Genomic DNA, 26,564 nt, shown 5'->3' on the forward strand with positions numbered 1-26,564 from the left:
GGGGACGGTCCGCGCCGGCCGCATGCATTCTCCGGCAACGGCCCGAGGCCGGCCCGACCCGGGCGGGAGCGCGGTTCCAGGCAGCGGGACCGGGAACGCGTGCCGAAGCGTCACCATGGCGGGCCACCGCGTCGGCGCCGTCGCACCGGCCGCCTGGCCTGGCCCGCACCGGCATCGCCCGGCGCGGGTACCGAAGCGATGGCGCCAAGGCAGGATGATCGGACCCACGCATCCGCGGACCGGCCCTGTCCGGTGCCGGAATGGACCGGAACGGGATGTGCCGCGCCGGCGCCCGGCCGGGCGGTGCGAGGCGCGCCGCTCAGCGCGGCGGCAGGAACTGCAGGAACGCCGGGGCATGCACGGCCACGCGCTGCACCGTCGGGCCGAGCAGGCCGGTGGCCGGATCGCGCTGGACCACGACGATGGCGTCGGCCCCCTGCACCGCGATCAGCAGGAACCGGCCATCGGGGCTGAAGGTGAATTCACGCGCATTGGCGCCGTCGGTATCGCGTGCCTGCAGCCGGGTCAGGTGGCCGTCGTCCGGATCGACCGCGAACACCACGATGCGGTTGTCCTCGCCGCGATTGACCACGTAGAGGAAGCGCCCGTCCGCGGACAGGTGCAGGGCGCCGGCACCGTCGGTGCCGGCGAAACCGGCCGCGTGCAGGTCGTGGATCGCGCCCAGCGCCAGCCGCCCGTCGCGCAGGTCCAGTTCGGCCACCTGGCCGCGCATTTCCAGGGTCAGCCAGGCGCGGCGCCCGTCCGCGGAGAAGGCCAGGTGGCGTGGCCCGCTGCCCGGCGGCAGGGCCAGGAACGGCGGATCGGCCGGCACCAGCGGGTGCTCGGGGTGGTCGGCCGGCGCGTAGCGATAACGGTAGAGGCGATCGCCGCCGAGATCGGCGACCAGCACGTAGCGGCCGTCCGGGGTGAGCGCGGCGGCGTGGACGTGGCTGGAGGCCTGGCGTTGCGGGTCCACCGCGCTGGCCTGGTAGGCGGCCACCTGCGTCACCGGCCGCAGCCGGCCGTGCGCGTCCAGCGGCACCACCGCCAGCAGGCCGCCGGGATGGGCCTGGACCGAGTAGTTGGCCACGAACAGGTAGCGGCCGTCGGGCGCCAGCGACGCATGGGTGGGATGGTCCGACAGCGAGGCGACGCTCTCGCGCACGACCAGGCGATGGCGCGCGTCCAGCTCCAGGCGGCTGACCCGGCCGACCGGATCGGCATCGCCCGCGCCGTTCTCGTTGACCGCGTAGACGTTGCGCCCGTCCGGCGCCACCACCAGCCACGAGGGATTGCGCGCGGCCACCGCCTGCGCCGGCGTGGCCGACAACCGCCCGCGGGCGGCATCGAAGCGATACACGTAGATGCCCGGCGCGGCGGCGTCGGCCGTGGTGTAGGCGCCGACCAGCAGGTCCAGCGGGGCGGCGGCGGCCGGCATCGAGGTGAGGGCGGACATCAGCAGGAAACGCAGCATGGGGGCGGCCTCCGCGGCGCGACCGGCGGGATGGAAGGCCGATTATCCATCGCCCGGGCACGCGGCCAGCGGGAAGCCGGTCGCCCAGTCGCGGCACCGGGCACGGCCGCGCGCAGGGGCATGCTCTCGGCACCTCGCCGGGATGCCGCGCTCAACCGGCGGCGAAATCGTGCAGTGCCTGGCCGTCGAGGCGGAACACGGTCCATTCGTCCATCGGCCGGGCGCCCACCTGCCGGTAGAAGGCGATGGCCGGCGCGTTCCAGTCCAGCACCGACCATTCGAAGCGGCCGCAGCCCTCGGCCACGGCCTGGCGCGCCAGCGCGCGCAGCAGCGCCAGGCCGGCGCCGCGGCCGCGCGCGGACTCGCGCACGAACAGGTCCTCCAGGTAGAGGCCCGGCCGCCCGGTCCAGGTGGAGAAGTTGTGGAAGTACAGCGCCAGCCCGACCACCTCGCCGTCGAGCTCGCACACCAGCGCATGGGCGACGTGGCCGGGATCGAACAGCGCCGCGTGCAGCTGGGCGTCGCTGGCGCGGGCGGCCTCGGGCTCGCGCTCGTAGGCCGCCAGTTCGCGGACCAGCGCGCCGATCACCGCCACGTCGTCCGGGACCGCCGCGCGTACCTGCGGATCGCTCATCGCACCGCCTCCGCCACCGCCGCCCGCATCCCGGCGATGGTGGCCGCGTAGGCCTGGCGGGTGCGCGGCTCGCGGAAGATCGCCGAGCCGGCGACGAAGGTGTCCGCGCCGGCGGCGGCGACCGCGCCGATGTTGTCCACCTTGATGCCGCCGTCCACTTCCAGCCGCACCGCGCGGCCGCTGGCGTCGATCCGGCGCCGCACCTGGCGCAGCTTGTCCAGCGTGGAGGGGATGAAGCTCTGGCCGCCGAAGCCGGGATTGACCGACATCAGCATCACCAGGTCCAGGTCCTCGAGCACCCAGTCGAGCACGTCCACCGGCGTGGCCGGGTTGAGCACCAGCCCGGCCTGGCAGCCCTGGGCGCGGATCAGCTGGATGGTGCGGTGCACGTGGCGGCTGGCCTCGGGATGGAAGCTGATGGTGCTGGCGCCGGCGGCGGCGAAATCCGGCACCAGGCGGTCCACCGGCTCGACCATCAGGTGCACGTCGATCGGCGCGGTGACGCCGTGGCCGCGCAGCGCCTGGCACACCATCGGGCCGATGGTCAGGTTGGGCACGTAGTGGTTGTCCATCACGTCGAAGTGGACCCAGTCGGCACCGGCGGCGAGGACGTTGTCGACCTCCTCGCCGAGGCGGGCGAAATCGGCCGAGAGGATGGACGGGGCGATGATGCAGTCGGACATGGAGGACCTCGGGAAATCAGCGGGAACGGCGCCCGGACTTGATGCGCGAGTAGGCGGCGTTGATCTCGCGCGCGCGGCGCTCGGCCAGCTCGCGCAGTTCCGGAGCGGCCTGGGCGACGCGGTCGGGGTGGTACTGCGACATCAGCCGCCGGTAGGCGCGATCGACCTGCTCGTCGCTGGCCTGCCGGTCCAGGCCGAGCGTGCGGTAGGGATCGGGCGCCGCCTCGGGGCGGCGGAACCAGCCGGCGTCGTAGGCGTGGCCCAGCAGCAGGCCGAGGGCGGCGCCGAACAGGGGGCTGGCGCGCAGCAGCAGCACACCGGCGACGAGACCGAGCAGCTTTCCGTACCAGCGCATCGGGCGGTATCCGGCGGAGCGTGACGTGGGCGGCCATTCTACCGTCACAGCGCCGGTCCGCCGCCGTACACTAGGCGGCCCGCCGGTTCCGCGGGCCCCCGGGTCCCGGACGGCGTCCATGCCAGTCAAGGAGTGCCCGTGTCGACCCCGCCGTTGCGCCCGTACCTGCTGGAAGCGGATCTCCCCGGTCTGCCGCTGCGTCACCGTGGCAAGGTCCGCGATGTCTTCGAACTCCCCCGCGAACGCCTGCCCGCGGGCACCCCGCCCGGCGACTACCTGCTGATGGTGGCCACCGACCGGCTCTCCGCCTTCGACGTGGTGCTGCCCGACCCGATCCCGGGCAAGGGCGAGATGCTGTGCCAGATCTCCAACTTCTGGTTCGGCAAGACCGCGCACCTGATGCCCAACCACCTCACCGGCATCGACGTGGCCAGCGTGCTGCCGGCCGGCGTGGACCCGACGCCGTACCTGAAGCGCTCGGTGGTCACCCGCAAGCTCAAGCCGGTGCCGGTGGAGGCGATCGCCCGCGGGTATCTGATCGGCAGCGGCTGGAAGGACTACCAGCGCACCGGCAAGGTCGGCGGCATCGTCCTGCCCGACGGCCTGCGCCAGGCCGAGAAGCTGCCCGAGCCGATCTTCACCCCGTCCACCAAGGCGGCGGTGGGCGACCACGACGAGAACATCGATTTCGACGCGATGGTGCGGCTGGTCGGCGGCGAGCTGGCCGAGCGGGTGCGCGATGCGACCTTGCGCATCTACCAGTACGCCGCCGAGTACGCCGCCGGGCGCGGCATCCTGCTGGCCGACACCAAGTTCGAGTTCGGTACCGACGCCAACGGCCGCCTGTACATCATGGACGAGATGCTCACCCCGGATTCCTCGCGCTACTGGCCGGCCGACCAGTACCAGGTCGGCATCAGCCCGCCGAGCTACGACAAGCAGTTCGTGCGCGACTACCTGGAGACGCTGGACTGGGACAAGACCGCGCCCGGGCCGAAGTTGCCGGCCGAGGTGATCGAGCGCACCCGCGCCAAGTACGCCGAGGCATTGCAGCGGCTGGCGGGCATCTCGGTGGACTGAGTCCCCGCCCGGCTCGAGCGAGGGCAACCTGCCGCGACGCAATCCCCTCGACCCGGGTGGCGACGTCCGGGTCCCTTCCCTTGCGCGCGCAGCGCGTAGGGGAAGGGTGCTTCTGGCTGGAACCTACCTCCTCCCAACCTCCCCCTGCCTCGCAAGGGGAGAGGCTTTGGGCAAACAGTCGAGTCGCGGGCATCGCGTACTTCCATTGCCAACGCCGTGCGGGCCGCGCCGGATAACGCGCTTCTAATCGCGGCGACATACGTTCGCACATCCGCCATGCCCGGGACGACGGCTTGTACGACGTACTTCCGGAGCCCACCGGTGTTCGTGCCGGACCGCCCCCGCCAGGGGCGACCGGGCGCGCACCGACAACCGGGGAGGAATGGCCCGGAAAGCATTCGTCGCGATGCTGGTGCTCGTCCTGCATCTGTTCGCATTGCACTGGCTTCTGCAGCATCCGCGCCTGCCTTCCGCGGCCGCCGACCCGGCCCTGCGTTTCGAGCTGCGGCGGCTGCAACCGCAGCCCCGGGAAATCGCCATTGCCGCGCCGACAGCCGCTGCACCGGCAAGCGGGCCGGCGCACGCAACGGCACGGACCGCCACGCCCGCGGCATCCCCGGCCCGGCCTGCGGATGAGGTGGCATCCGGGCCGGCCGGCGAACACCGTCCCCATGGCCAGTCCGCCGCGCTCGATCTGTCGATTCCCGCGGACGTCGCCGCCGGCGAACCCGTCCAGGCGCGCAAGCTGTGGGAGCGGCCGCCACCGATCGAACATCGTTCCACCCGCTTCGACCGCGCCTGGATGCCCGACGGCGGCCCGGTCCAGCAGACCTGGGCGTTCCGCTCGAAGCTCGCCGCCTTCCTGCTCGGCGCGACCGGCGCGCTCGATCTTCCCTGCTCCGAAGAGGAACGGCGGCAGCTGGCCGAACGCCGCGCCGGCCGGCAATACCCGGGCCAGGACCCGCCCGGCGGTCCCGGCCGGCATTGACCCGTGCCGCGGCCGGGTTGGCGCTATGCTGGCCTGCCGATTCCTGGGAGGGAACGATGAACGCCAGTCCCGCCGCGCGGCCGCTCGAGCGCTACTTCGCCAGCTACTCCGACGACCACCGCAATCCGGTGAACCAGGCCATCCACGTGGTCGCGGTGCCGGCCATCCTGTGGTCGGTGGTGGCGCTGCTGTGGTGCATCCCGGTGTTCGGCACCTGGTTCACCTCCGGGGTGTGGGCCGCGTTCGCCATGTTCGTGGCCTGGACCTTCTACAACCGCCTCTCGCGCCCGCTCGGCTACGGCATGCTCGCGTTCTTCTTCTTCTCGGCCTGCCTGTGCCGGCTGCTGGAGGCGCACATCGGCATCGGCGGCGTGGCGATGCTGGGCGCCGGCGTGTTCGTGGCGGCCTGGATCGCGCAGTTCCTCGGCCACCACCTGGAGGGAAGGCGGCCGAGCTTCCTCACCGACCTGACCTACCTGCTGATCGGCCCGGCCTGGGTGCTGGCCAAGGCCTACCGGGCGCTGGGCTGGCGCTACTAGCGCGGCGCGGGGCTCGCGTGTCGGGCGCCCGGGACCGGCCGGCACGCGGCCACGTCCCGACCGACCGGCCGCGCCTGGCCTGTATCCGCCAAGATCCACCGGCGAGTGGCACACGACACGGGGCACCGGCCACGGTGCCGGGGATCCGGGCCGTGGCCGCGGACCGGAGCCTTCACTGTTGCGCTTCCCGTTGTCCCTCCCGCGCGACGGGCGCCACGGAGACGGCGCCTGCGCGATCGCGGCCGGCGCTTCCCGCCGGCGGACCCGCCGCCGCCCGTGGCCGGGCCGCAAGGGCCGGGCGGCCTCATCCTCCTCCGGTCGTACCGGCACGCGGCACCGCGTCGGCGGCGACGAAGGCGCGCGGGGCATAGCCGAAGTCGGTGCGGGCCGGCGCCAGGTCGAACACCAGGTCCTGGCGCATCCGCGCCAGTGCCGCCCGGTTGAGGCCGCGCAGGCGGCCGCCGGCATGGGCGCCCGCCAGCAGCAGCGCGAACAGCGCGTCGGGCAGCAGGTGCAGCCGCGCCGGCGGCGCCAGGCCGTCCAGCACCCGCGCCACCATCTCGCGGTAGGCCAGCACCTCGCCACCGCCGAGTTCATAGCGGCGCCCGCCGGTGACGGGCGCATCGAGCACCGCCAGCGCCGCCCGCGCCAGGTCCTGCACGTGCACCGGCTGGCGCCGCCCGGTGGCCGAGCGCGGCAGCGCGAAATGCCCGGTGCGCCTCGCCAGCGCCGCGATCGCCGCCAGGGTGCGGTCGCGGCCGGCACCGTACACCAGCGTGGGCCGCAGCACCGTGGCCGCCGCACCGCGCCCGCCGGCCACGCGCAGCACGGTGGCCTCGGCCTCGCCCAGGCGCGCGGCCACGTCGCGCTCGCCGGCATCGGCCGAGCCGGCCTTGACCGTCACGCTGGTGGAGCCGAACGCCACCACCCGCGCCGTGCCGGTGGCCGCCCGCGCGTACCAGCGCGCGAAGTGATCCAGCGGGCCGCAGCTGAAGATCGCATCGAACCGCCCCGGCGGTGCCGGCAACGTGGCCAGGTCGCCGGCCAGCCAGTCCAGGCCCGGCAGGGCGGTCCGCGGGTGCCGCGACACCGCGGCCACCGACCAGCCGCCGGCCAGCAGCTCGCCGACCAGCGGCATGCCGATCTGGCCACTGCCGCCGAACACCAGCGCGCGGCGATTGGAAGGCGGGGGCGACGGGCGGTCCATCGCCGCAGCATAGGCGAGCCGGCGGCGCGCGTGAGCGGGCCGCTCAGGAAACGACTGCTAGACTGGCCGCCACTGCTCGCAGATCAACGGATCTCCTGCATGTCCCCACTCGATCTCCTGCTGGCGTTGCCGTTCCTGGCGGCGCTGCTCGTGGCCCTCGCCCATCGCCTGCCGCGCACGGCCTGTGCGTGGCTGGCCGCGCTCGCGCCGCTGGGCGGGCTGGCGCTGCTGGCCGCGCTCACCCCGCAGGTGCTGGCCGGCGCGGTGCCGCGCAGCAGCCATGCCTGGGTGCCGCAGATTGGCCTGGCATTCACGTTGCGCCTGGACGGGCTGGCGTGGATGTTCGCCGGCCTGGTGCTGGCGATCGGTGCGCTGGTGGTGCTGTACGCGCGCTACTACCTGGCCGCGCGCGATTCGATGTCGCGCTTCTACGCCTACCTGCTGCTGTTCATGGGCGCGATGCTCGGCGTGGTGCTGGCCGGCAACCTGCTGCTGATGGTGGTGTTCTGGGAGCTGACCAGCCTCAGCTCGTTCCTGCTGATCGGGTTCTGGACGCATCGCCGCGACGCGCGCGAGGGCGCGCGCATGGCGCTGGTGATCACCGGCGCCGGCGGCCTGGCGCTGCTCGGCGGGGTATTGCTGATCGGCCGCATCGTCGGCAGCTACGAGCTGGGCGCGGTGCTGGCCGCCGGCGATGCGATCCGCGCCAGTGCGCTGTACCCGGCGGTGCTGGCGCTGGTGCTGGCCGGCGTGTTCACCAAGAGCGCGCAGGTGCCGTTCCAGTTCTGGCTACCGCACGCGATGGCCGCGCCGACGCCGGTATCGGCCTACCTGCACTCGGCGACGATGGTGAAGGCCGGCGTGTTCCTGCTGGCGCGGCTGTACCCGGCGCTGTCGGGCACCGACCTGTTCCTGTACACGGTCACCGGCGTCGGCGCGGCCACGCTGCTGTTCGGCGCCTGGCAGGCGTTCTTCCAGCAGGACCTGAAGGGACTGCTGGCCTATTCGACCATCTCCAACCTCGGCCTGATCACCCTGCTGTTCGGCCTGTCCACGCCGATGGCGGTGGTGGCCGGCGTGTTCCACGTGCTCAACCACGCCGTGTTCAAGTGCTCGCTGTTCATGGCCGCCGGCATCATCGACCACGAATGCGGCACGCGCGACATGCGCCGGCTCGGCAACCTGCGCCGGCTGATGCCCTACACCAGCGCGCTGGCGATCGTCGCCTCGCTGGCGATGGCCGGGATCCCGCTGCTCAACGGCTTCCTGTCCAAGGAGATGTTCTTCACCAGCGCGCTGGACACGGACGCGCCGAAGCTGCGCTTCGTCATCGCCTGCGTGGCGCTGGCCTACGGCGCGCTGGCGGTGGCCTACAGCCTGCGCTTCGTCTACGAGACCTTCTTCGGCACCGGCCCGCGCGGGCTGCGCCACACCCCGCACGAACCGGCGCGCTGGATGCGCGTACCGGTGGAGGTGCTGGTGGTGGTGTGCGTGGCGGTCGGCGTGGCCCCGGCCTGGACCATCGCCCCGGCACTGCATGCCGGCGCCGGGGCCATCCTCGGCCAGGCGCTGCCCGACTACAGCCTGGCGGTGTGGCACGGCTGGAACGCGCCGCTGGCGATGAGCCTGGCCGGCATCGCCCTGGGCGTGGCGCTGTACCTGGGACTGCGGCGCTGGTTCGACCTGCGCGCGGTGGAATACCACTCGCAGGGCAAGGCCGCCTTCACCGCGTTGCTCGATGCCGGCTACCTGGCCGCGACCCGGCTGACGCGCCTGATCGCAGGGCGCGGCCTGCAGCGCATGCTGCTGGCCCTGGTCGCCACCGCGCTGATGGTCGCCGCGCTGCCATTGCTGGGCAGCGACGGCTGGCAGGCCTGGCGCGCGCCGCAGCCGATGCCGCCGCTGGGCTGGGCGCTGTGGGGGCTGATGCTGGCGTGCGCGCTGGCCAGCCTGTTCCTGTACCGGCTGCGCCTGCTGGCGGTGCTGGTGCTGGGCGGCACCGGCCTGGCGGTGAGCCTGACCTTCGTGTTCCTGTCGGCCCCGGACCTGGCGCTGACCCAGCTGCTGGTGGAGATGGTCACCCTGGCGCTGATGCTGCTGGCGCTGAACTACCTGCCCGAGGACTCCCCGCCCGAACCCTCGCGCGCGCGGCGCGGCCGCGACGCGGTGCTGGCGGTGGCGGTCGGCGCCGGCCTGGCGGCGCTGGCCTACGCGATGATGACCCGCCCCGCGCACGACGCCCTGGCCGGCGAGCTGCTGGCGCGCGCCCTGCCGCAGGCCTGGGGCCACAACGTGGTCAACGTGATCCTGGTGGACTTCCGCGGTTTCGACACCTTCGGCGAGATCACCGTGTTCGCCATCGCCGGGCTGGTCGTGCACGCGCTGCTGCGGCGCGCGCGGCTGGCGCCGGAGAAGATCATGCCGGGCCCGCCGGTGAAGCTGCCGGTGCCGGCCGACCTGGCCCAGATCATGTTCCCGCTCACCCTCACCGTGTCGATCTTCCTGTTCCTGCGCGGGCATAACGCGCCCGGCGGCGGCTTCATCGCCGGCCTGGTGCTGGCGGTGCCGCTGCTGACCCAGTACGTGATCCAGGGCGCGGCCTCGGTGGAGTCGCGCTTCGGCTTCGACTACATCCGCCTGGTCGGCACCGGGCTGCTGGTCGCCCTGGGCAGCGGCGCGGCCTCGATGCTGTTCGGGGTGCCGTTCCTGACCAGCGGCCACCTCGCGCTGCACCTGCCGCTGGTCGGCGAGGTGGACCTGGCCAGCGCCCTGGGCTTCGACACCGGCGTGTCCTTGGTGGTGTTCGGCGCGACCATGCTGATGCTGTCCATGCTCGGCACGATCAAGCCCTCGCGCACGCGCAGCTCGCAACGCGGCACGATCGACCCGCGGCAGCGCTCGGCGCGGACCGGGGAGGTGCACTGATGGAGCTGGCGCTGGCCTCGGCGATCGGCGTACTCGCCGCGATCGGCATCTACCTGCTGCTGCGCGCGCGCAGTTTCGACGTCATCCTCGGCATGACCTTCCTGTCCTACGCCACCAACCTGCTGATCTTCGCCGGCGGGCGCCTGCGCGTGGGCGCCGCGCCGGTGCTGCGCGAAGGGGTGGCCAGCGACCTGGCCCACCATGTCGACCCGGTGCCGCAGGCGCTGGTGCTCACCGCGATCGTGATCTCCTTCGCCATGACCGCGGTATGCCTGGTGCTGGCCATGCGCTCGCGCGCGGACAACCGCAGCGACGAGGTCGATGCGCGCGCCAGCGGCGAGGAGGCGCCGCCGCCGGAGGATGGCGACGCGGCGGCGGAGGCGCGGCGATGAACCACCTGCCGATCCTGCCGGTGCTGATCCCGATGCTGGGCGCGGCGGCATCGCTGTTCGTCGAGCACCGCCGCTACGGGCGGCGCACGCGCCGCACCGTGGCCTGGCTGGCGCTGGCCGCGCTGGCCGCGGCGGTGGCCGCGCTGTTCGCCGCCACCGCCGACGGCAGCGTGCACGTGTACCTGCTCGGCGACTGGCCGGCGCGCCTGGGCATCGCCCTGACCGCCGACCGCCTGTCGGCGTGGATGCTGGCGACCACGGTGCTGCTCGCCGCGCCCTGCCTGCTGGCCGCCTGCGCCGGCTGGGACCGGCGCGCACCGCACTTCCACGCCCTGTTCCAGTTCCAGCTGATGGGCCTGAACGGCGCGTTCCTGACCGGCGACATCTTCAACCTGTTCGTGTTCTTCGAGGTGATGCTGATCGCCTCCTACGGGCTGCTGCTGAGTGGCGGGCGCGGCCTGCGCATGCGCATCGGCCTGCACTACGTGGTGGTCAACGTCGCCGCCTCGACCCTGTTCCTGGTCGCGCTGGGCCTGCTGTACGGGCTGTTCGGCTCGCTCAACATGGCCGAGCTGGCGCTGCGCCTGGCGCAGCTGCCGGCCAGCGAGGTGCCGCTGGCGCGGGCGACGCTGGGCCTGCTGCTGCTGGTGTTCTGCGCCAAGGCCGCGCTGGTGCCGCTGCACCTGTGGCTGCCGGAGGCCTATGCGCGCGCGCCGGCACCGGTGGCCGCGCTGTTCGTGATCATGACCAAGGTCGGCCTGTACGCGGTGCTGCGCATCACCACGCTGTGGCTGGGCGCGCAGGCCGGGGCGCTGGCCGGCTTCGGCCGCCAGGCGCTGCTGTGGGCCGGCGTCGCCACGCTGGCGCTGGCCGCGCTGGGGGCATTGGCGGCGGTGCGCCTGCGCGTGCTGGTGGCGTGGCTGGTGGTGTTCTCGGCGGGCACGCTGTTCGTGGCCTTCGCCGTCGGCAACGCCGCCAGCGTGGCCGCCGGCCTGTACTACCTGCCGCACAGCTGCTTCGCCGCGGCGGCGCTGTTCCTGGTCGCCGACCTGGTGCGCCGCCGCCGCGGCGCGGCCGGCGACGACAAGGCCATCGTCGCCGCGCTGCCCGGCCGCGCGCTGCCGGGCGCGCTGTTCATGGTCGGCGCCATCGCCATCGCCGGCCTGCCGCCGCTGTCGGGCTTCATCGGCAAGGCCGCGCTGCTGGCGGCCATACCGTCGCCGTGGACCGCCGCGACGTGGACTGCGCTGCTGGGCGGCAGCCTGCTGCTGGTGGTGGCGCTGACCCGCGGCGGCATCCGCCTGTTCTGGCGCATGCCCGAAGGCTACGACCCCGACGCCCTGCCGCCCGCGCCGGTGCGCACCACCGAGACCGTGGCCACGGTGTGGCTGCTGGGCTACCTGCTGGCGATGACCCTGGCCGCCGGCCCGCTGATGCGCCAGGCCGGGCAGGTGGCGCAGCAGCTGCTGCAGCCGCAGGCCTACGTCGAACAGGTGCGCCAGGCCGCGCAGCAATGGAGGCAGCCATGAGCCGGGCCAGGCCACGCTACCGCCGCCTGCTGCCGTCGCCGCCGCTGAGCATCACCGTGTTCGTGTTCTGGCTGCTGCTCAGCGACAGCTTCGGCCCCGGCGCCTGGCTGCTGGGCGCGGCGCTGGGGGTGGCGCTGCCGCTGTTCGCCGCGCGCCTGGACCGCGAGTTCGCCCGCATCGGCACGCTGCGCCCGCTGCCGCGCCTGGCCTGCATCACCGCCTGGGACATCGTGCGTTCCAACGTGCGCGTGGCGCTGCAGGTGCTGGGCCCGGAGAAGCGGCTGCACCCGGGCTTCATCTGGATCCCGCTGGACATCGCCAACATCCACGGCATCGCCGCGCTGACCAGCATGATCACCCTGACCCCCGGCACGGTGTCGGCGGCGCTGTCGGACGACCGCCGCTACCTGCTGGTGCACGTGCTGCACCTGGACGACCCCGACGCCCTGGTGCGCGAGATCAAGACGCGCTACGAGGCCCCGCTGATGGAGATCTTCCCGTGACCGGCCACCTGTTCATGGAAACCACCATCGTGGCGTGCATGCACGCCGTCGGCCTGGCCATGCTGATGGCGCTGTGGCGGCTGCTGCGCGGGCCCACGGTGCCCGACCGCATCCTCGCCCTGGACACGCTCTCGACCACCGCCATCGCCGAGCTGATGCTGTTCGGCATGCACCTGGACTCGCCGATCTACTTCGAGGCCGCGCTGGTGATCGCCATGCTCGGCTTCGTCAGTACCGTGGTGCTGAGCAAGTACGTCATGCGCCGGGACATCATCGAATGATCGCGCTGATCGAATACCTGCTGGGCGCGCTGCTGATCGCCGGCACCTGCTTCATCGTGCTCGGCGCGTTCGGCCTGGTGAAGCTGGGCGAGTTCTTCAAGCGCCTGCACGCGCCGACCAAGGCCAGTACGCTGGGGGTGGGCTGCGTGCTGCTGGCCTCGGTCGGCTACCACCTGCTGCTGGGCGAGGATGCGCAGCCGCGCGAGCTGCTGATCACCGCCTTCCTGTTCATCACCGCCCCGATCAGCGCGCACCTGATGTCCAAGGCCGCGCTGGCGCTGTACCTGCAACGGCGCCCGCGCCTGCCGCCCGGCCACGAGGCGCGCGAGGGCGGGATGCCGCCGCCGGACCTGCGCGAGAAGCTCGAGGGCGCGCGCGAACGCAATTGAGCGGTCAATCGCAGCCGCTGCGCGCATCCACCTGCGGCACCAGGCCGACTCGCCAGCCGGCCACGCGCCCGTCGGCGCCGACCTCGAACACCAGCGTGCCGTCGTCGGGGCCGCGGCCGGGCACCCGCAGCCGGGCCGCGCCGGTGCCGGCCGGATCGGCGATCCACTGCGCCTGCGGGTAGCGCGCGCGCAACGCCACCACCGCCATGCCGACGCGACCGCCGCCCGGGGCCGGCTCGCGGGCGTCGGCGACCTCGTAGCGCACGAAGTGCCCGGCCTCGACCACGAAGGCCAGCGCCGGCGGCAGGCCGGCCCAGGTCGGTGCCAGCCGCAGGCAGCCATCGGCCGCCGGCCCGTCGCCGGCCAGCGGGCCGCCCCAGGCCGCGCGCAGCTCGGCCTCGGCCATGCCCAGGCGCAACGGCCCGTAGCCGCCGGCATCGGCCAGCGGGGTGGCCGGCGCGGCCAGGAATGCGGGCAGGCTGCCCGGCGGGGCGGTCGCCGGCGGCACCGGCCCGGCCGGCGCGGCGACGGCCGGCGGCGGCGCGGGCGGGACCGGCGCGGAACAGCCGCCGGCCAGCCCCGCCACCACCGCCCACGCCCAAGCCTTCCTCATCGCCGTGCCCCCGCTGCCGATGCCGCAGCCTAGCGGCCGCACGCGTGAACCGGCCGTGGTCACCGCCCTGTCATCGACCTGCGCCAGCGTATGCGCATCGCGCCGCCGTCCCCCGAGCATGCCCCCGCGCAAGACCCCTCTGGCCGTGGATGCCCTGCAGGCCCACCGCGGCCCGCTCGACCTGCGCCAGCGGCGCCTGCTGATCCTGGCCGACGGCCACCGCGAGGTGGCCGAGCTGACCGCCCTGCTCGGCCCGGACACGCCCGCGCGCATCGCCGCGCTGTGCCAGGCCGGCTACCTGGCGCTGGATGTCCCGTCGCCATCCCCGTCGCCCTCCCCCGCGCCGCTCGCCACGGCGTCCGCCCCGCCGGCCTCGGCCGCGCCGGGCACCCCGGGCCGCCGCTCGCTGGTGGCCGCGCGCCTGTACGTGCTGGGCATGCTGGAGCTGCTGCGCCAGTCGCAGGCGCAGGCGTTGCACCGGCAGCTGCAGGCCTGCCGCGACGAGGACGCCACCGTGGCCGTCCTTGCCCAGGTGCTGGCGCAGCTGCCGGCGATGACCTCGGCCGGCTACGCCGACCGCGTGCGCCAGCGCGTGGCCGAGGTGCTGCCGCCGGCGTGCCTGCCGCGGCTGGCGCTGGCCTGAACGCTCAGGCCGGCGGTGCGAAACGGCGGCCGAGCCCGTCCCAGCAGCGCGCGTAGTCGCGCTGGCGGTGCGGCGCCTGCCAGGCCTGGGCGCTGGGCCGCAGCACCGCGCGCGTCTCGAACATGAAGGCCAGGGTGTCGGCGACCACGTCCGGCCGCGACAGGTCGGCATTGCTGGCCCGGGCGAAGGTGGCCGCGTCCGGGCCGTGGCCGGCCATGGCGTTGTGCAGCGACGCCCCGCCGGGGGCGAAGCCCTCGGCCTTGGCGTCGTAGGCGCCGTGCACCAGGCCCATGAACTCGCTGGCCACGTTGCGGTGGAACCACGGCGGCCGGAACGTGTGCTGGGCCACCAGCCAGCGCGGCGGGAAGATGGCGAAGTCCACGTTGGCCGTGCCCGGCACCGCGCCGGGCGAGGTGAGCACGGTGAAGATCGACGGGTCGGGATGGTCGAAGCTGATCGAGCCGATCGCGTTGAAGCGGCGCAGGTCGTAGCGGTACGGCACGCAGTTGCCGTGCCAGGCGACCACGTCCAGCGGACTGTGGTCGATCGGCGCGCGCCACAGCCGGCCCTGGAACTTGGCCAGCAGCTCGAACCCGCCGGCGACGTCCTCGAACGCGGCCACCGGGGTCTCGAAGTCGCGCGCGTTGGCCAGGCCGTTGGCGCCGATCGGCCCCAGCTCGGGCAGGCGCAGCGGTGCGCCGAAGTTCTCCAGCACGTAGCCGCGGGCCGGCCCGTCCGGCAGCGCCACCGCGAAGCGCAGCCCGCGCGGGACCACCGCCACCTGCCACGGCGCCACCTCAAGCACGCCCAGCTCGGTGGCGATGCGCAGCGCGCCCTGCTGCGGCACCAGCAGCAGCTCGGCGTCGGCGTCGAAGAACCAGCGCCCGGCCATGTCGCGGTCGGCGGCGTACAGGTGCACCGCCGCCCCGTCCATGGCCTGCGCCGAGCCGTTGCCGGCCATCGTGTACAGCCCTTCGACGAAATCGGCCGGTGCCTGCGGCAGCGGCAGCGGATCCCAGCGCAGCGGGTCGGGTGGCACCGGCACCTGGTCGAAGTCGTTGTGGAAGCCGGGCGCGCCGGCGAACGCGGCGAACCCGCCGTGTGCCAGCGCCGGGCGGATCCGGTACAGCCAGCTGCGCCGGTTGTGCCCGCGCGGCGCGGTGAAGGCGGTGCCGGAGAGCTGCTCGGCGTACAGGCCGAAGGCGACCTGCTGCGGCGAGTTCTGCCCGACCGGCAGCGCGCCGGCGATGGCCTCGCTGGCGAACTCGTTGCCGAAACCGGTCATGTAGCCGCGTGCGTTGTCCATGGGACACCTCGTTAGCATGGCCCCGCCCGGGGACAGCGGAGGCGGCGCGCTCAGAGCACGCCGCGCTTGATCTGGTCGCGCTCGATGCTCTCGAACAGCGCCTGGAAGTTGCCCTCGCCGAAGCCCTCGTTGCCCTTGCGCTGGATGATCTCGAAGAAGATCGGCCCGACCGCGTTCTGGGTGAAGATCTGCAGCAGCTTGCGCCGGCCGGTCTCGCGGTCGGCGTCGATCAGGATGCGGTTGCGCGCCAGCCGCGGCACGTCCTCGCCGTGGTCGGGGATGCGCTGGTCGATCACCTCGAAGTAGGCCTCCGGCGTGTCCAGGAACGCCACCCCCGCCGCGCGCATGCGTTCCACCGTGGCGTAGATGTCGTCGGTGAACAGCGCCACGTGCTGGATGCCCTCGCCCTTGTAGGCGTCCAGGTATTCGTTGATCTGGCTCTTGGGATCGGAGGACTCGTTGAGCGGGATGCGCACGATGCCGTCGGGCGCGGTCATCGCCTTGGACACCAGCCCGGTGCGCGCGCCCTTGATGTCGAAGTAGCGGATCTCGCGGAAGTTGAACAGGCGCTCGTAGTAGTCGGCCCACTGCGCCATGTGGCCGGGGTAGAGGTTGTGGGTGAGGTGGTCGATGAAGGTCAGGCCGAAGCCCGGCGGCCGCTTCTCCGCGCCCGGCAGGAACGCGTAGTCCGGATCGGCGATGGTGCCGTCCGCGTCGTAGCGGTCCACCAGGTAGAGCATGCAGCCGCCGATGCCGCGGATCACTGGGGCCGCCACCGCCTTGGTCAGCTCGCGCGGGCCGATCGCCTCGGCGCCGTTGTTCAGCGCCTGCACGCGCACCCACTCGGCCGGCTTGCTGACGCGGATGGCGAAGCCGCAGGCGCACGGGCCGTGCGCGGCGGCGAAGTCGGCGGCGAAGGAATCCGGGTCCTCGTTGACCAGGAAGGTGCAGTCGTTCTGCCGCCAGGTGCTGATCGGGCGGCGGCGGTGGCGCGCCACCTCCACGAAGCCCATGCGGGCGAAGCAGTCCTTCAGCCGGTCGCCCTGGCCGGCGGGTGCGGCGAATTCGACGAACTCGAAGCCGTCGATGCCCATGGGATTGTCGAAGGTGGCCGGGGCCATGCCCGGGTCGTGGCGCGGGCCGGTGGCGCGGGGTCGTGCGTTCATTGCGGTGTCCCTCCGGATGGCGGCCGCCCGCATCCCGGCGAGGGGACTAGGCGGGACGGCGCGTGAACCGCCAGAATGGCGGCTCACGTCCGCTTTGTAGTTTCATACGAAACCACCATCAAGCCGCGCCGCAGCATGAGCGAATCCGAGACGACCGCCGTACGCCATCCCGTCCTGATCAACCTGGAACAGTTCCTGCCGTTCCGGATCAGCGTCCTGTCCAACCGCGTCAGCGGCAACATCGCGAAGATCTACGGCGAGCGCTACGGCATGGCGATCCCGGAGTGGCGGGTGATCACCATCCTGGCGCTGTACCCGAACTCCTCGGCCAGCGAAGTCTCCGACCACTCGGCGATGGACAAGGTCGCCGTCAGCCGCGCGGTGGCGCGGCTGCTGGAGCGCGGCTTCATCCGCCGCGAGACCCATGGCGACGACCGCCGCCGCTCGATGCTCACGCTCACCGCCGCCGGGCGCCAGGTCTACGAGACCGTGGCGCCGCTGGTCAACGAGATGGAAGGCCGGCTGATGTCGGTGCTCAGCCCGGCCGAACAGGAGCAGCTCGGCCGGCTGGTGGACAAGCTGGCCCGCGAAGGCGTGCCGAAGATGATCGCGCGCGACTAGGGCACGCACGCCCCGGGCCGCCGGGGCCGTTCATCCCTGCGCCGGCGGCGCCCACTGCTTGAGGAAGGCGGCGAACTTGGCCTCGTCGTAGCTCTTGCCCTTCTCCAGGTCGCCGGTGAACTGCGAGTGCAGCAGCTTGCCGTCGGCATCGAGCACGAACAGGTGCGGGTAACCCTTGATCGGCGGGAACTGGGCGAGGAACGCCTGGTTCTCGTTGTCCTCGCTGTAGTTCACCTTGACCCACACGTAGTTGGCGTCGCGCAGGCGGCGGATGTCGGCGTGGTCGGCGATGAACTGGTCCATGGCATGGCACCACGAGCACCACTCCCCGCCCACGTCCAGCAGGATGTGCTTGCCGCCGCGCTTGGCCTCGACCTCGGCCGTGGCCAGGTCGGCGGCCGGGTCGCGCGCCGGGTCGAAGCTGGCGCTGAGCGCGGCGATGGCGGCGATGTCCGCCGCCGCCGGGGTGTTGCCCGAGGCCACCGGCTCGCTCGGGTCGGCCACCGGCGGCTTCTGCTCGGTGGTGTCCAGCGGCCGCGCCGGTTCCTCGTCGGCGGGCTTGCAGGCGGCCAGCGCCGCGCACAGGGCGATCGTCAGGGACAGGCGGGAATGGGCAGGCTTCATCACTTCACTCCATGCATCAGGCGGTTGACCAGGGGCGCGATCAGCAGCAGCAGCACGCCCGCGCCGATCAGCGACCAGAAGCCGAAGGTATAGCCCTTCAGCGCCGACGCCACGGTCATGCCGCTGTCGCCGCTGATCAGCGCGGCGAAGATGCCCGAGAGGTTGTTGCCGATCGCCGTGGACAGGAACCAGCCGCCCATCGCGAAGCCCACCACCTTGGCCGGCGCCAGCTTGGTGGTCATCGACAGGCCGATCGGCGACAGGCACAGCTCGCCCACCGTCTGGATGACGTAGACCATGAACAGCGTCCAGAACGGGATCTTGCCGGCGTCGTCGACCAGCGAGGACAGCGCGAACATCAGCAGCGCGAAGGCCAGGCCGTTGAACACCAGGCCCAGGCCGAACTTGCGCGGGATCGACGGGTTGGCCGACTTCAGCGCCACCCACAGCCACACGAACACCGGGCCCAGGGTCAGGATGGCGATGGAGTTGACCGACTGGAACCAGCCCACCGGGAAGTTCCAGCCCCACAGGTCGCGATCGACGATGTTCTGGGCGAGGAAGTTGAACGAGCTGCCGGCCTGCTCGAAGAACATGAAGAACAGCACGTTGAACACGAAGATGATCAGCATGGCCAGCGCGCGGTCGCGCTGCACCCGGCCCTCGCGGATGCCTTCCACCAGGATCATCGCGCACAGCGCCACGAACAGCGCCACCAGGATCCAGCCGAGCACGCCGGCATCGATCAGCAGCAGGCCGTAGGCCACCGGGATGGCCACCAGGGTGCCGACCAGCACCGCCAGGGTGCGGCCGAGCCCGGCGCCGCCGGCCGGCGGCTGGCCGATCGCGCCGAGCTGGCGGCGGCCGAACCAGAACCACACCAGGCCGATCAGCATGCCGATGCCCGAGGCGATGAACACGGTCTTGTAGGCCGGCATGGCCTCGCTGCCGAAGATGCTGTCGGAGAGGATGCCGGTCAGGATCGGCGCGATGAACGCGCCGGCGTTGATGCCCATGTAGAAGATGGTGAAGCCCGAATCCCGGCGCGGGTCGTCCAGGCCGTAGAGCTGGCCGACCATGGTGGAGATGTTGGGCTTGAACAGGCCATTGCCGGCGATGATCGTGGCCAGGCCGATCTTGAACACCTCCGGGTGCGGCACCGCGATCAGGAACAGGCCCACCGACATCACCGCCGCGCCGACCAGGATCGAGCGCTGGTAGCCGATCAGGCGGTCGGCGACGAAGCCGCCGAACAGCGCCGAGGCGTACACCAGCGCCAGGTAGGCGCCGTAGAGCTTGTTGGCCGGCGCCTCGCCGGCACCGGAGCCGCCGAAGAACTGCGCCACGATGTACAGGGTCAGCGCCCAGCGGATGCCGTAGAACGCGAAGCGCTCCCAGAACTCGGTCATGAACAGCATCCACAACGGCTTGGGATGGCCGAGCAGCGTGTCGTGGGCGGGCGGAACGGCGGTGGGAGGCGCGGAAACGTCGGCGCTCATGCGGGTGATTCCCTGTGGCAGTGCGTGGAGGCATGGAAGGCGCCGGCAGGCGCCGGCGCGACAGGCGAGGATCACCGAGAGCCGGCATTCACGTCAAATTGACCCGAATTTCCCTCTATGGCGCCCATTGGCAGCGTATGCCGGCCAACGTCGCCGATCAATCGCGCGCGGACGCGACCCCGACCGAGGTCCGCACCTCGAACAGCTCGGGAAAGAAGGTCAGTTCCAGCGCCTGCCTGAGGAAATCCACGCCGCTGGAGCCGCCGGTGCCGCGCTTGAAGCCGATCACCCGCATCACCGTGCGCATGTGGCGGAAGCGCCACAGCTGGAACTGGGTCTCCAGGTCCACCAGGTCCTCGGCCAGCGAATACTCGCGCCAGTAGCGGTCGGTGTTCTCGTAGATGCGCTCGAACACCGGCCGCAGCGCCGGGTCGGACACGTGCGCGGCGCGCCAGTCGCGCTGCAGCTGGGCGGCCGGGATCGCGTGCCCCCAGCGCGCCAGGTAGAGCAGGAATTCGTCGTACAGGCTCGGCGCCTCCAGCACCACGCGCAGCCGCGCCTGCCCGTCCGGGTCGTAGGCGAACACCTTGAGCATCTGCGCGTTCTTGTTGCCGAGCAGGAACTCGATGTAGCGGTACTGCAGCGACTGGAAGCCCGAGGCCGGGCCCAGGGTGTCGCGGAAGCCCATGTACTCGCTCGGGGTGAGCGTCTCCAGCACCGACCACTGCTCGGTGAGCAGGCGCAGCACCTGCTTGGCCCGCGCCAGCACCTTGCGGCACTGCCACACCTGGTCGCGCTGCAGGTGCGCCAGCGCGGCGTGCAACTCGTGCGCCAGCAGCTTGAGCCACAGCTCCGAGGTCTGGTGCTGGATGATGAACATCATCTCGTCGTGGTGCGGCGGATCGGACAACGGCTGCTGCGCGGACAGCAGCCGGTCCAGGCGCAGGTAGCCGCCGTAGGTCAGCCGCCCCTGCAGGTCGGTGTGGATGCCCGCTTCGAGCGGGCGCTGGTTCTTTTCGACGGGCATGGCGGCAGGTCGGCGTCGGGAGTCGGCAAAGGTACCGCAGTGCCGCTGTCACACGGGCGTCAGCAATGCTGACAAGACTCCGGCAGAATGCCGCCAGGTGCTGTCCATCCGCTGCGCGGTGGGCACAGGGGGCGCCGTCACTGCAGTGCCATCCATCGAAAAGACTGGGGAGTCTTCCATGCGATCCATGCAGCTTCGCGCCGCATTGCTGGCCTGTGCGCTGGCAACCGCCGGCCAGGCCCCGGCCCAGGTCGTCGTCAGCCAGATCTACGGCGGCGGCGGCAACAGCGGTGCCGCCTACAAGAGCGATTTCATCGAACTGCACAACAACGGCACCGAGGCGGTCGACCTGTCCGGCTGGTCGGTGCAGTACGCCTCGGCCGCCGGCACCAGCTGGCAGGTCACCGCGCTGGGCGGTAGCATCGCCGGCGGCGGCTACTACCTGGTCAAGCAGGCCGACGGCGCCGCCGGCAGCGCCGACCTGCCCGCGCCCGACGCCACCGGCACCATCGCCATGAGCGCCACCGCCGGCAAGGTGGCCCTGAGCCGCTCCAGTGCCGCGCTGAGCGGGGCCTGCCCGACCGGCAACGCCGACTTCGTCGGTTTCGGCGGCACCGCCAGTTGCGCCGAGGGCAGCAACCGCGCGCCCGCGCCCGGCAACACCCTGGCCATCGCGCGCGGCGACGGCGGTTGCCAGGACGGCGACGACAACGCCGCCGACTTCGCCACCGCCGCGCCGGCCCCGCGCAATGCCGCCAGCACCGCCCGCTACTGCGCCGGTGCCGGCACGATCGTGGCCTCGCTGGCCGACGTGCGCCAGGCCGAGGGCGATGCCGGCACCACGGCGTTCGTCTTCACCCTGCGCCTGAGCGCGCCGGCACCGGCGGGCGGCATCGGCTTCACCGTGGCCACCGCCGACGGCAGTGCCCGCGCCGGCAGCGACTACGGGGCGATCGCCCCGACCGCGCGGACCATCGCGGCCGGGCAGGACAGCGCCGAGATCGTGGTGCAGGTGGTCGGCGACACCGTGGCCGAGGACGACGAGACCTTCGCCCTGCGCGTGACCGGCATCGCCGGCGCGCTGCCGGCCAGCCTGGAAGCCACCGGCACCATCGTCAACGACGACTTCCAGCTGCTGGCCATCCACGACATCCAGGGCCCCGGCGCACGCTCCCCGTACGAGGGCCAGGTGGTGGCCACCCGCGGCATCGTCACCGCGCGCCGCGGCAACGGCTTCTTCCTGCAGGCCCCGGACGCGGAGGCCGACGCCGACCCGCTCACTTCCGAGGGCGTGTTCGTCTACCTGGGCAGCGCGCCGCCCGCCGAGGCCGCGGTGGGCAACCGCGTCAAGGTGCGCGGCACCGTGCTCGAATACGTGCCCAGCACCGATCCGGCGCAACCGCCGCTCACCGAGATCGGCGGGGCGCCGGTGGTGATCCTGGAATCCACCGGCCATGCCTTGCCCGCGCCGGTGGCGCTGACCGCCACGTTCCCGGCCGCCGACGGCGCCTACGACCAGCTCGAACGGCTGGAGGGCATGCGCGTCACCGCCGCCAGCCTGACCGTGAACACGCCCACCGCCGGTACCGTCAGCGAGACCACGGCCACCGCGACCAGCAACGGCGTGTTCCATGCCGTGGTCACCGGCCAGCCACGGGCGTGGCGCGGGCCGGGCGTGCAGCAGCCGGACCCGCTGCCGGCCGGTGCGCCCGGGGCGGTGCCGCGCTGGAACACCAGCCCGCAGGTGATCGCCGTGTCCAGCGCCGCGCTGGGCGGCGAGCGCCTGGACCTGGCCGCCGGTTGCGTCGTCACCGGCGTGACCGGGCCGCTGGACTATGGCTACCGCCGCTACACGCTCTACCCGGAGACCACCCCGGCGGTGACCTGCGGCGAGGACACCCGGCCGCGCCCGGCCCCGCTCCCGCAGGCCGACGACGCCAGCGTGGCCACCTACAACCTGGAGCGCTTCTTCGACGACCAGAACGATCCGGCGGTGGGCGAGGCGGTGCTCGGCACGGCCGCCTACCAGGGCCGCCTGGCCAAGGCTTCGCTGGCGATCCGCGACTACCTGCACGCGCCGGACATCCTCGGCGTGGTGGAGATGGAGAACCTGCAGGTCCTGCAGGCGCTGGCCGAGCGCATCCGCACCGACGCGCTGGCCGCCGGCCAGGCCGATCCGGGCTATGCCGCCTACCTGCTCGAGGGCAACGACGTGGGCGGCATCGACGTCGGCTTCCTGGTGAAAACCGCCGAGGTCGGCGCCGGGCTGCCGCGGGTGTCGGTGGAGGAGGTGCAGCAGATCGGCAAGGACACCACCTGGACCGAGCCGGGCGGCGCCAGCAGCCTGCTCAACGACCGGCCGCCGCTGCTGCTCAGGGCCCGGGTGAACTTCGCCGACGGCCGCCGGCTGCCGCTCACCGCGATCGTCGTGCACCAGCGCTCGCTCAACGGCGCCGAGGCCGACGACGCCTCCGGTGCCCGCATCCGCGCCAAGCGCCAGGCGCAGGCCGAGTTCCTGGCCGGCCTGCTGCAGCAGCGCCAGCTCGCCGACCCGGACGAGCAGGTGCTGGTGATGGGCGACTTCAACGCCTTCGAGTTCAACGACGGCTACGTCGATGCGATGGGCACGGTCACCGGCCGGCCGGCGCCGGACGCGGCCACGGTGGTCGCCGGCGACGGCGCCGACCTGGTCGAGCCGGACTACGCGGACCTGGCCTGGCTGCTGCCGCCGGACCAGAGCTACTCCTACGCCTACGACGGCAACGTGCAGTCGCTGGACCACATCCTCGCCAGCCAGGCGCTGCTGCGCTCCCCGCAGCTGGCCACGCTGGTGTACGGCCACGCGCGCATCAACGCCGATTTCCCGGAGATCGCGCGCAACGACACCGCCGTGGCCACGCGCCTGTCCGACCACGACCCGACCCTGGTGCTGCTGCGGCTGAAGCCACAGACCTTCGCCGACCTGGGCCTGGCCGCCAATGCCGATGCCGACCACGTCCTCGCCGGCGGCACCGTCGCCTACACCGTGGTGGTGGACAACCACGGCCCCGGCGCGGCGGCGCAGGCCGCAGTGGCTTTCGCCTTCGACGCCGCGGTGAGCCCGCAACTGCAGGCCCCGCCCGGCTGGGACTGCGCGCCGGCCGCGGCCGCGGCCGCCTCGAGCTGCACCGTGGCCGAGCTCGCCGCCGGCGGCAGCGCGCGCTTCGTGCTGCAGGTGCCGGTCGCCGCCGACCTGGCCGGCCGCACCCTGTCGATGGCCGCCTCGGTCAAGTCGCAGACGGCCGATCCGCAGCCCGGCAACGACAATGCCGCGGTCAGCGTGGCGGTGGAACCGGCCACCGCCGCCAACCTGGCGGTGCAGCTGCAGGCACCGGCGAGCCTGCCCTGGTACGCGACCGGCGCGGACGTCGCCGTGCGCGTGTCCAACCTCGGCGCGCGCAGCGCCGAGGACACCCAGGTGCGCATCGACGGCAATGTCGCCGCGCTGATGGGCACGCTGCAGGCGCCCAGCGGCTGGCGCTGCGTCAAAGCGTCACTGTCGCTGCTCGCACCGCTTGGCTACGTTTGCCATGCGGCCACCGCGCTGGCTCCGGGCAGTACGACGACTTTCGGGGTGAGGGTCAATCGCCTCCCGTTGCCAGCCGGTGGCTCCCTCCAGGTACGGGCACAGGCCAGTTCGGCCACGCCCGAACAGGACGCGTCCGACAACGCCGGCCAGGCGACCACCCGGGTGTGTTCCTGGCGGGGTTGCTGAACGGGCGGCTGCCGCCGCAAGTGACTGATCGACAAGGACGCGGCTTCGGCCGCGTCCTTTTTTCTTGGTGCGCGCCTGCTGCATTGCAGGAAGGCTTTTGCCGGCGACGGGGCTAGCATCCGATCGTTATCAGTTGAAACTTCTTGCCGGAGACAGGCCATGGATACCGTCGCGCGGTTCCGGATCGACTACCTGCAGTACCTGGACGCGCAGGGCGCGCGCACCGCCGAGCCGCTGCCGCCCGCCTGGGCCGATCCGGCCGCGCTGGTGCCGCTGTTCGAGCAGATGCTGCTGGTGCGCACCTTCGACACCAAGGCCATCGCCCTGCAGCGCACCGGCAAGCTCGGCACCTACGCGCCCAGCCTGGGCCACGAGGCCACCCACGTGGGCATCGGCGCGGCGCTGGCCGACGGCGACGTGTACGCGCCCAGCTACCGCGAGTACGGCACGCTGTTCATGCGCGGCGTGCGCCCGCGCGACGTGCTGATGTACTGGGGCGGCGACGAGCGCGGCAACGACTTCCCGCGCGACACCGCCGCCGTGCGCGACTTCCCGTTCTGCGTGCCGATCTCCACCCAGTGCCTGCATGCGGCCGGCGCGGCGCTGTCGTTCAAGCTGCGCGGCCTGGCGCAGGTGGCGATGGCCACCTGCGGCGACGGCGGCAGCTCCAAGACCGACTTCTACGCCGCGCTCAATGCCGCCGGGGCCTACCGGCTGCCGCTGATCCTCGGCGTGATCAACAACGGCTGGGCGATCTCGGTGCCGCGCGCGGCGCAGACCGGCGCGCAGACCCTGGCGCAGAAGGGCATCGCCGGCGGCCTGCATTGCCTGCAGGTGGACGGCAACGACCTGGTCGCGGTGCTGGAGGCGATGCGCCAGGCGCGCGAGCGCGCGCTCGCCGGCGACGGCGGCACGGTGATCGAGTTCATGACCTACCGCCTGTCCGACCACACCACCGCCGACGACGCGCGCCGCTACCGCGACGGCGCCGAGGTCGAGGCCGCGCGCGCGCGCGAACCGATGCTGCGCCTGCGCCGCTACCTGACCGCGCAAGGCGCGTGGGACCAGGCCCGCGAGGCCGCGTGGCTGGCCGAATGCGAGCGCCGCGTCGCCGCCGAGGTCGATGCCTACCTGGCCACCGCGCCGCAGCCGGTGGAAGCCATGTTCGACTACCTCTACGCCGACCCGCCGCCGGAGCTGCTGGCCCAGCGCGCGGCGGCCCTCGCCCTGGAGCCGCGCCATGGATAAGAGCCTGGACCCGAACCCCGGCCACGACGAGCCGGCCGTGCCGGCCGCGCACGAGGCGCTGCCGACGCCCCCGTCGGCGCTGCCGCTGACCCTGATCGAGGCGATCACCGCCGCCCTGGCACGCGCCCTGGCCGACGATCCGTCGGTGCTGGTGCTGGGCGAGGACGTGGGCATCAACGGCGGCGTGTTCCGCGCCACCGCCGGGCTGCAGCAGCGCTTCGGCAGCGCGCGCGTGCTCGACACCCCGCTGGACGAGACCACCATCGCCGGCCTGGCCGTCGGCCTGGCCGCGCAGGGCATGAAGCCGGTGGCCGAGGCGCAGTTCGACGGCTTCGTCTACCCGATGGTGGACCACCTCGTCAGCCATGCCGCGCGCATGCGCAACCGCACCCGCGGCCGCCTGCACTGCCCGATGGTGCTGCGGGTGCCGTGGGGCGGCGGCATCCGCGCGCCCGAGCACCACAGCGAGGCCAACGAGGCGATCTTCACCAACGTGCCGGGCCTGCGCGTGGTCATGCCGTCCTCGCCGCAGCGCGCCTACGGCCTGCTGCTGGCGGCGATCGCCGATCCCGACCCGGTGGTGTACATGGAGCCCAAGCGCCTGTACCGCCAGTACAAGGAAGTGGTCGTCGACGACGGCGAGGCGCTGCCGCTGGACGTGTGCTTCGTGCTGCGCGACGGCCGCGACGTGACCCTGGTGGCCTGGGGCGCGCAGGTGAAGGAGGCGCTGGAAGCCGCCGACGCGCTGGCCGCCGAGGGCATCAGCGCCGAGGTCATCGACGTGGCCACGCTGCGCCCGCTGGATTTCCCCACCATCGCCGAATCGGTGGCGCGCACCGGCCGCTGCGTGATCGTGCAGGAGGCGCCGAAGACCGCCGGCTTCGGCGCCGAGATCGCCGCGCGCCTGGCCGAGCAGTCCATGTACGACCTGCGCGCGCCGGTCGAGCGCGTGACCGGCTGGGATACCCACGTCCCGCTGTTCCGCCTGGAAATGAAGTACCTGCCGAGCGTGGAGCGCATCGTCGCCGCGGCCCGCCGCGCCGTCGCCCATGGCTGAGCCCGGCATCTCCCGCAGCGGGAGGTG

At 72.7% G+C, this 26,564-nt stretch carries 25 protein-coding genes; 14 read left to right on the forward strand and 11 right to left on the reverse strand.

The window, feature by feature from the left end; all coding sequences use genetic code 11:
- Positions 1-319: 319 nt before the first annotated feature.
- The 4 genes from BN3794_RS14375 to BN3794_RS14390 all read right to left on the reverse strand — a co-directional run bounded on the left by BN3794_RS14375 (position 320) and on the right by BN3794_RS14390 (position 3,146).
- The gene (locus tag BN3794_RS14375) at positions 320-1,474 is read right to left on the reverse strand and encodes a lactonase family protein (RefSeq protein WP_066098361.1); all 1,155 of its coding nucleotides are present in this window, start codon (positions 1,472-1,474) and stop codon (positions 320-322) included.
- Positions 1,475-1,625: 151 nt separating this feature from the next.
- Positions 1,626-2,108: a GNAT family N-acetyltransferase gene (locus BN3794_RS14380; protein WP_066098363.1), complete on the reverse strand. Its 483-nt coding sequence runs from the start codon at positions 2,106-2,108 to the stop codon at positions 1,626-1,628.
- The gene (rpe, locus tag BN3794_RS14385) at positions 2,105-2,791 is read right to left on the reverse strand and encodes a ribulose-phosphate 3-epimerase (protein ID WP_066098365.1); all 687 of its coding nucleotides are present in this window, start codon (positions 2,789-2,791) and stop codon (positions 2,105-2,107) included. The genes BN3794_RS14380 and rpe overlap by 4 nt, the downstream gene beginning before the upstream one ends.
- Positions 2,792-2,807: 16 nt before the next feature.
- Positions 2,808-3,146, reverse strand: coding sequence for a J domain-containing protein (locus BN3794_RS14390; RefSeq protein WP_066098367.1), 339 nt, complete (start codon positions 3,144-3,146; stop codon positions 2,808-2,810).
- A 153-nt stretch (positions 3,147-3,299) separates the two neighbouring features.
- Between BN3794_RS14390 and BN3794_RS14395 the strand changes: the two genes are divergently transcribed.
- From BN3794_RS14395 to BN3794_RS14405, 3 genes are all read left to right on the forward strand, one after another.
- Complete coding sequence (locus BN3794_RS14395) at positions 3,300-4,226, forward strand: phosphoribosylaminoimidazolesuccinocarboxamide synthase (protein ID WP_066098369.1); 927 nt, start codon at positions 3,300-3,302, stop codon at positions 4,224-4,226.
- A 406-nt stretch (positions 4,227-4,632) separates the two neighbouring features.
- Positions 4,633-5,214: a hypothetical protein gene (locus BN3794_RS14400; protein ID WP_066098371.1), complete on the forward strand. Its 582-nt coding sequence runs from the start codon at positions 4,633-4,635 to the stop codon at positions 5,212-5,214.
- Positions 5,215-5,270: 56 nt separating this feature from the next.
- Positions 5,271-5,753, forward strand: coding sequence for an Mpo1 family 2-hydroxy fatty acid dioxygenase (locus tag BN3794_RS14405; protein WP_066098373.1), 483 nt, complete (start codon positions 5,271-5,273; stop codon positions 5,751-5,753).
- Positions 5,754-6,057: 304 nt separating this feature from the next.
- Here the strand turns inward: BN3794_RS14405 and BN3794_RS14410 are convergent, their stop codons facing one another.
- Positions 6,058-6,960 (reverse strand): SDR family oxidoreductase, encoded by a 903-nt coding sequence (locus BN3794_RS14410; protein WP_066098375.1) that lies wholly within the window; start codon positions 6,958-6,960, stop codon positions 6,058-6,060.
- 99 nt (positions 6,961-7,059) lie between these two features.
- Here BN3794_RS14410 and BN3794_RS14415 point away from each other — a divergent pair, with 99 nt between their 5' ends.
- The 6 genes from BN3794_RS14415 to BN3794_RS14440 are packed head-to-tail and all read left to right on the forward strand — an operon-like array spanning position 7,060 to position 12,979.
- Complete coding sequence (locus tag BN3794_RS14415) at positions 7,060-9,885, forward strand: monovalent cation/H+ antiporter subunit A (RefSeq protein ID WP_066098377.1); 2,826 nt, start codon at positions 7,060-7,062, stop codon at positions 9,883-9,885.
- Entirely contained in the window at positions 9,885-10,277 is a 393-nt protein-coding gene (locus BN3794_RS14420; RefSeq protein WP_066098379.1) for a Na+/H+ antiporter subunit C, read from the forward strand. Before BN3794_RS14415 ends, BN3794_RS14420 begins: the two co-directional genes overlap by 1 nt.
- Positions 10,274-11,806: a monovalent cation/H+ antiporter subunit D gene (locus BN3794_RS14425; protein ID WP_066098381.1), complete on the forward strand. Its 1,533-nt coding sequence runs from the start codon at positions 10,274-10,276 to the stop codon at positions 11,804-11,806. The genes BN3794_RS14420 and BN3794_RS14425 overlap by 4 nt, the downstream gene beginning before the upstream one ends.
- Positions 11,803-12,309 (forward strand): Na+/H+ antiporter subunit E, encoded by a 507-nt coding sequence (locus tag BN3794_RS14430; protein WP_066098383.1) that lies wholly within the window; start codon positions 11,803-11,805, stop codon positions 12,307-12,309. Before BN3794_RS14425 ends, BN3794_RS14430 begins: the two co-directional genes overlap by 4 nt.
- Complete coding sequence (locus BN3794_RS14435) at positions 12,306-12,590, forward strand: K+/H+ antiporter subunit F (protein WP_066098385.1); 285 nt, start codon at positions 12,306-12,308, stop codon at positions 12,588-12,590. The genes BN3794_RS14430 and BN3794_RS14435 overlap by 4 nt, the downstream gene beginning before the upstream one ends.
- A complete protein-coding gene (locus BN3794_RS14440) occupies positions 12,587-12,979 on the forward strand; it encodes a Na+/H+ antiporter subunit G (RefSeq protein ID WP_066098386.1) in 393 nt (130 codons plus the stop codon). Before BN3794_RS14435 ends, BN3794_RS14440 begins: the two co-directional genes overlap by 4 nt.
- A gap of 4 nt (positions 12,980-12,983) precedes the next feature.
- Here the strand turns inward: BN3794_RS14440 and BN3794_RS14445 are convergent, their stop codons facing one another.
- Positions 12,984-13,592, reverse strand: coding sequence for a lectin (locus BN3794_RS14445; RefSeq protein ID WP_147675791.1), 609 nt, complete (start codon positions 13,590-13,592; stop codon positions 12,984-12,986).
- Positions 13,593-13,710: 118 nt separating this feature from the next.
- On the opposite strand from BN3794_RS14445, the gene BN3794_RS14450 reads away from it, so the two are divergent.
- The gene (locus BN3794_RS14450; protein WP_066098390.1) at positions 13,711-14,235 is read left to right on the forward strand and encodes a hypothetical protein; all 525 of its coding nucleotides are present in this window, start codon (positions 13,711-13,713) and stop codon (positions 14,233-14,235) included.
- Between the two features lie 4 nt (positions 14,236-14,239).
- Here BN3794_RS14450 and hmgA read toward each other — a convergent pair whose 3' ends face one another.
- Both hmgA and hppD read right to left on the reverse strand, forming a co-directional pair.
- Positions 14,240-15,541: a homogentisate 1,2-dioxygenase gene (gene hmgA, locus BN3794_RS14455; protein ID WP_066098392.1), complete on the reverse strand. Its 1,302-nt coding sequence runs from the start codon at positions 15,539-15,541 to the stop codon at positions 14,240-14,242.
- Positions 15,542-15,591: 50 nt separating this feature from the next.
- Positions 15,592-16,707 carry a 4-hydroxyphenylpyruvate dioxygenase gene (gene hppD, locus BN3794_RS14460; protein ID WP_066098394.1) on the reverse strand — a complete coding sequence of 372 codons (1,116 nt, stop codon included), beginning with the start codon at positions 16,705-16,707 and terminating at the stop codon, positions 15,592-15,594.
- A gap of 135 nt (positions 16,708-16,842) precedes the next feature.
- On the opposite strand from hppD, the gene BN3794_RS14465 reads away from it, so the two are divergent.
- The gene (locus tag BN3794_RS14465; RefSeq protein ID WP_066098396.1) at positions 16,843-17,328 is read left to right on the forward strand and encodes a MarR family winged helix-turn-helix transcriptional regulator; all 486 of its coding nucleotides are present in this window, start codon (positions 16,843-16,845) and stop codon (positions 17,326-17,328) included.
- A gap of 30 nt (positions 17,329-17,358) precedes the next feature.
- Here BN3794_RS14465 and BN3794_RS14470 read toward each other — a convergent pair whose 3' ends face one another.
- The 3 genes from BN3794_RS14470 to BN3794_RS14480 form a co-directional block, all read right to left on the reverse strand.
- Positions 17,359-17,952 (reverse strand): thioredoxin family protein, encoded by a 594-nt coding sequence (locus BN3794_RS14470; RefSeq protein ID WP_066098398.1) that lies wholly within the window; start codon positions 17,950-17,952, stop codon positions 17,359-17,361.
- Positions 17,952-19,451: a peptide MFS transporter gene (locus BN3794_RS14475; RefSeq protein ID WP_066098400.1), complete on the reverse strand. Its 1,500-nt coding sequence runs from the start codon at positions 19,449-19,451 to the stop codon at positions 17,952-17,954. The genes BN3794_RS14470 and BN3794_RS14475 overlap by 1 nt, the downstream gene beginning before the upstream one ends.
- Before the next feature lie 157 nt (positions 19,452-19,608).
- A complete protein-coding gene (locus tag BN3794_RS14480) occupies positions 19,609-20,478 on the reverse strand; it encodes a tryptophan 2,3-dioxygenase (protein ID WP_066098402.1) in 870 nt (289 codons plus the stop codon).
- 178 nt (positions 20,479-20,656) lie between these two features.
- Between BN3794_RS14480 and BN3794_RS14485 the strand changes: the two genes are divergently transcribed.
- From BN3794_RS14485 to BN3794_RS14495, 3 genes are all read left to right on the forward strand, one after another.
- Positions 20,657-24,232, forward strand: coding sequence for a lamin tail domain-containing protein (locus tag BN3794_RS14485; RefSeq protein ID WP_066098404.1), 3,576 nt, complete (start codon positions 20,657-20,659; stop codon positions 24,230-24,232).
- A gap of 159 nt (positions 24,233-24,391) precedes the next feature.
- Positions 24,392-25,480, forward strand: coding sequence for a pyruvate dehydrogenase (acetyl-transferring) E1 component subunit alpha (gene pdhA, locus BN3794_RS14490; protein WP_066098406.1), 1,089 nt, complete (start codon positions 24,392-24,394; stop codon positions 25,478-25,480).
- Entirely contained in the window at positions 25,473-26,537 is a 1,065-nt protein-coding gene (locus tag BN3794_RS14495) for an alpha-ketoacid dehydrogenase subunit beta (protein WP_078059783.1), read from the forward strand. Before pdhA ends, BN3794_RS14495 begins: the two co-directional genes overlap by 8 nt.
- The last annotated feature ends 27 nt before the right edge of the window (positions 26,538-26,564 follow it).

The sequence above is a fragment of the Xanthomonas massiliensis genome, assembly GCF_900018785.1.
GTDB classification, from domain to species: Bacteria; Pseudomonadota; Gammaproteobacteria; order Xanthomonadales; family Xanthomonadaceae; genus Xanthomonas_B; species Xanthomonas_B massiliensis.

Bases quoted from the DNA above. Each gene is read 5' to 3' on its own strand.
- BN3794_RS14375 (WP_066098361.1), bottom strand. From the start codon at position 1,474: ATGCTGCGTTTCCTGCTGATGTCCGCCCTCACCTCGATGCCGGCCGCC.
- BN3794_RS14380 (WP_066098363.1), bottom strand. From the start codon at position 2,108: ATGAGCGATCCGCAGGTACGCGCGGCGGTCCCGGACGACGTGGCGGTG.
- rpe (WP_066098365.1), bottom strand. From the start codon at position 2,791: ATGTCCGACTGCATCATCGCCCCGTCCATCCTCTCGGCCGATTTCGCC.
- BN3794_RS14390 (WP_066098367.1), bottom strand. From the start codon at position 3,146: ATGCGCTGGTACGGAAAGCTGCTCGGTCTCGTCGCCGGTGTGCTGCTG.
- BN3794_RS14400 (WP_066098371.1), top strand. From the start codon at position 4,633: ATGCTGGTGCTCGTCCTGCATCTGTTCGCATTGCACTGGCTTCTGCAG.
- BN3794_RS14405 (WP_066098373.1), top strand. From the start codon at position 5,271: ATGAACGCCAGTCCCGCCGCGCGGCCGCTCGAGCGCTACTTCGCCAGC.
- BN3794_RS14410 (WP_066098375.1), bottom strand. From the start codon at position 6,960: ATGGACCGCCCGTCGCCCCCGCCTTCCAATCGCCGCGCGCTGGTGTTC.
- BN3794_RS14415 (WP_066098377.1), top strand. From the start codon at position 7,060: ATGTCCCCACTCGATCTCCTGCTGGCGTTGCCGTTCCTGGCGGCGCTG.
- BN3794_RS14420 (WP_066098379.1), top strand. From the start codon at position 9,885: ATGGAGCTGGCGCTGGCCTCGGCGATCGGCGTACTCGCCGCGATCGGC.
- BN3794_RS14425 (WP_066098381.1), top strand. From the start codon at position 10,274: ATGAACCACCTGCCGATCCTGCCGGTGCTGATCCCGATGCTGGGCGCG.
- BN3794_RS14430 (WP_066098383.1), top strand. From the start codon at position 11,803: ATGAGCCGGGCCAGGCCACGCTACCGCCGCCTGCTGCCGTCGCCGCCG.
- BN3794_RS14440 (WP_066098386.1), top strand. From the start codon at position 12,587: ATGATCGCGCTGATCGAATACCTGCTGGGCGCGCTGCTGATCGCCGGC.
- BN3794_RS14445 (WP_147675791.1), bottom strand. From the start codon at position 13,592: ATGAGGAAGGCTTGGGCGTGGGCGGTGGTGGCGGGGCTGGCCGGCGGC.
- BN3794_RS14450 (WP_066098390.1), top strand. From the start codon at position 13,711: ATGCCCCCGCGCAAGACCCCTCTGGCCGTGGATGCCCTGCAGGCCCAC.
- hmgA (WP_066098392.1), bottom strand. From the start codon at position 15,541: ATGGACAACGCACGCGGCTACATGACCGGTTTCGGCAACGAGTTCGCC.
- hppD (WP_066098394.1), bottom strand. From the start codon at position 16,707: ATGAACGCACGACCCCGCGCCACCGGCCCGCGCCACGACCCGGGCATG.
- BN3794_RS14465 (WP_066098396.1), top strand. From the start codon at position 16,843: ATGAGCGAATCCGAGACGACCGCCGTACGCCATCCCGTCCTGATCAAC.
- BN3794_RS14470 (WP_066098398.1), bottom strand. From the start codon at position 17,952: ATGAAGCCTGCCCATTCCCGCCTGTCCCTGACGATCGCCCTGTGCGCG.
- BN3794_RS14475 (WP_066098400.1), bottom strand. From the start codon at position 19,451: ATGAGCGCCGACGTTTCCGCGCCTCCCACCGCCGTTCCGCCCGCCCAC.
- BN3794_RS14480 (WP_066098402.1), bottom strand. From the start codon at position 20,478: ATGCCCGTCGAAAAGAACCAGCGCCCGCTCGAAGCGGGCATCCACACC.
- BN3794_RS14485 (WP_066098404.1), top strand. From the start codon at position 20,657: ATGCGATCCATGCAGCTTCGCGCCGCATTGCTGGCCTGTGCGCTGGCA.
- pdhA (WP_066098406.1), top strand. From the start codon at position 24,392: ATGGATACCGTCGCGCGGTTCCGGATCGACTACCTGCAGTACCTGGAC.
- BN3794_RS14495 (WP_078059783.1), top strand. From the start codon at position 25,473: ATGGATAAGAGCCTGGACCCGAACCCCGGCCACGACGAGCCGGCCGTG.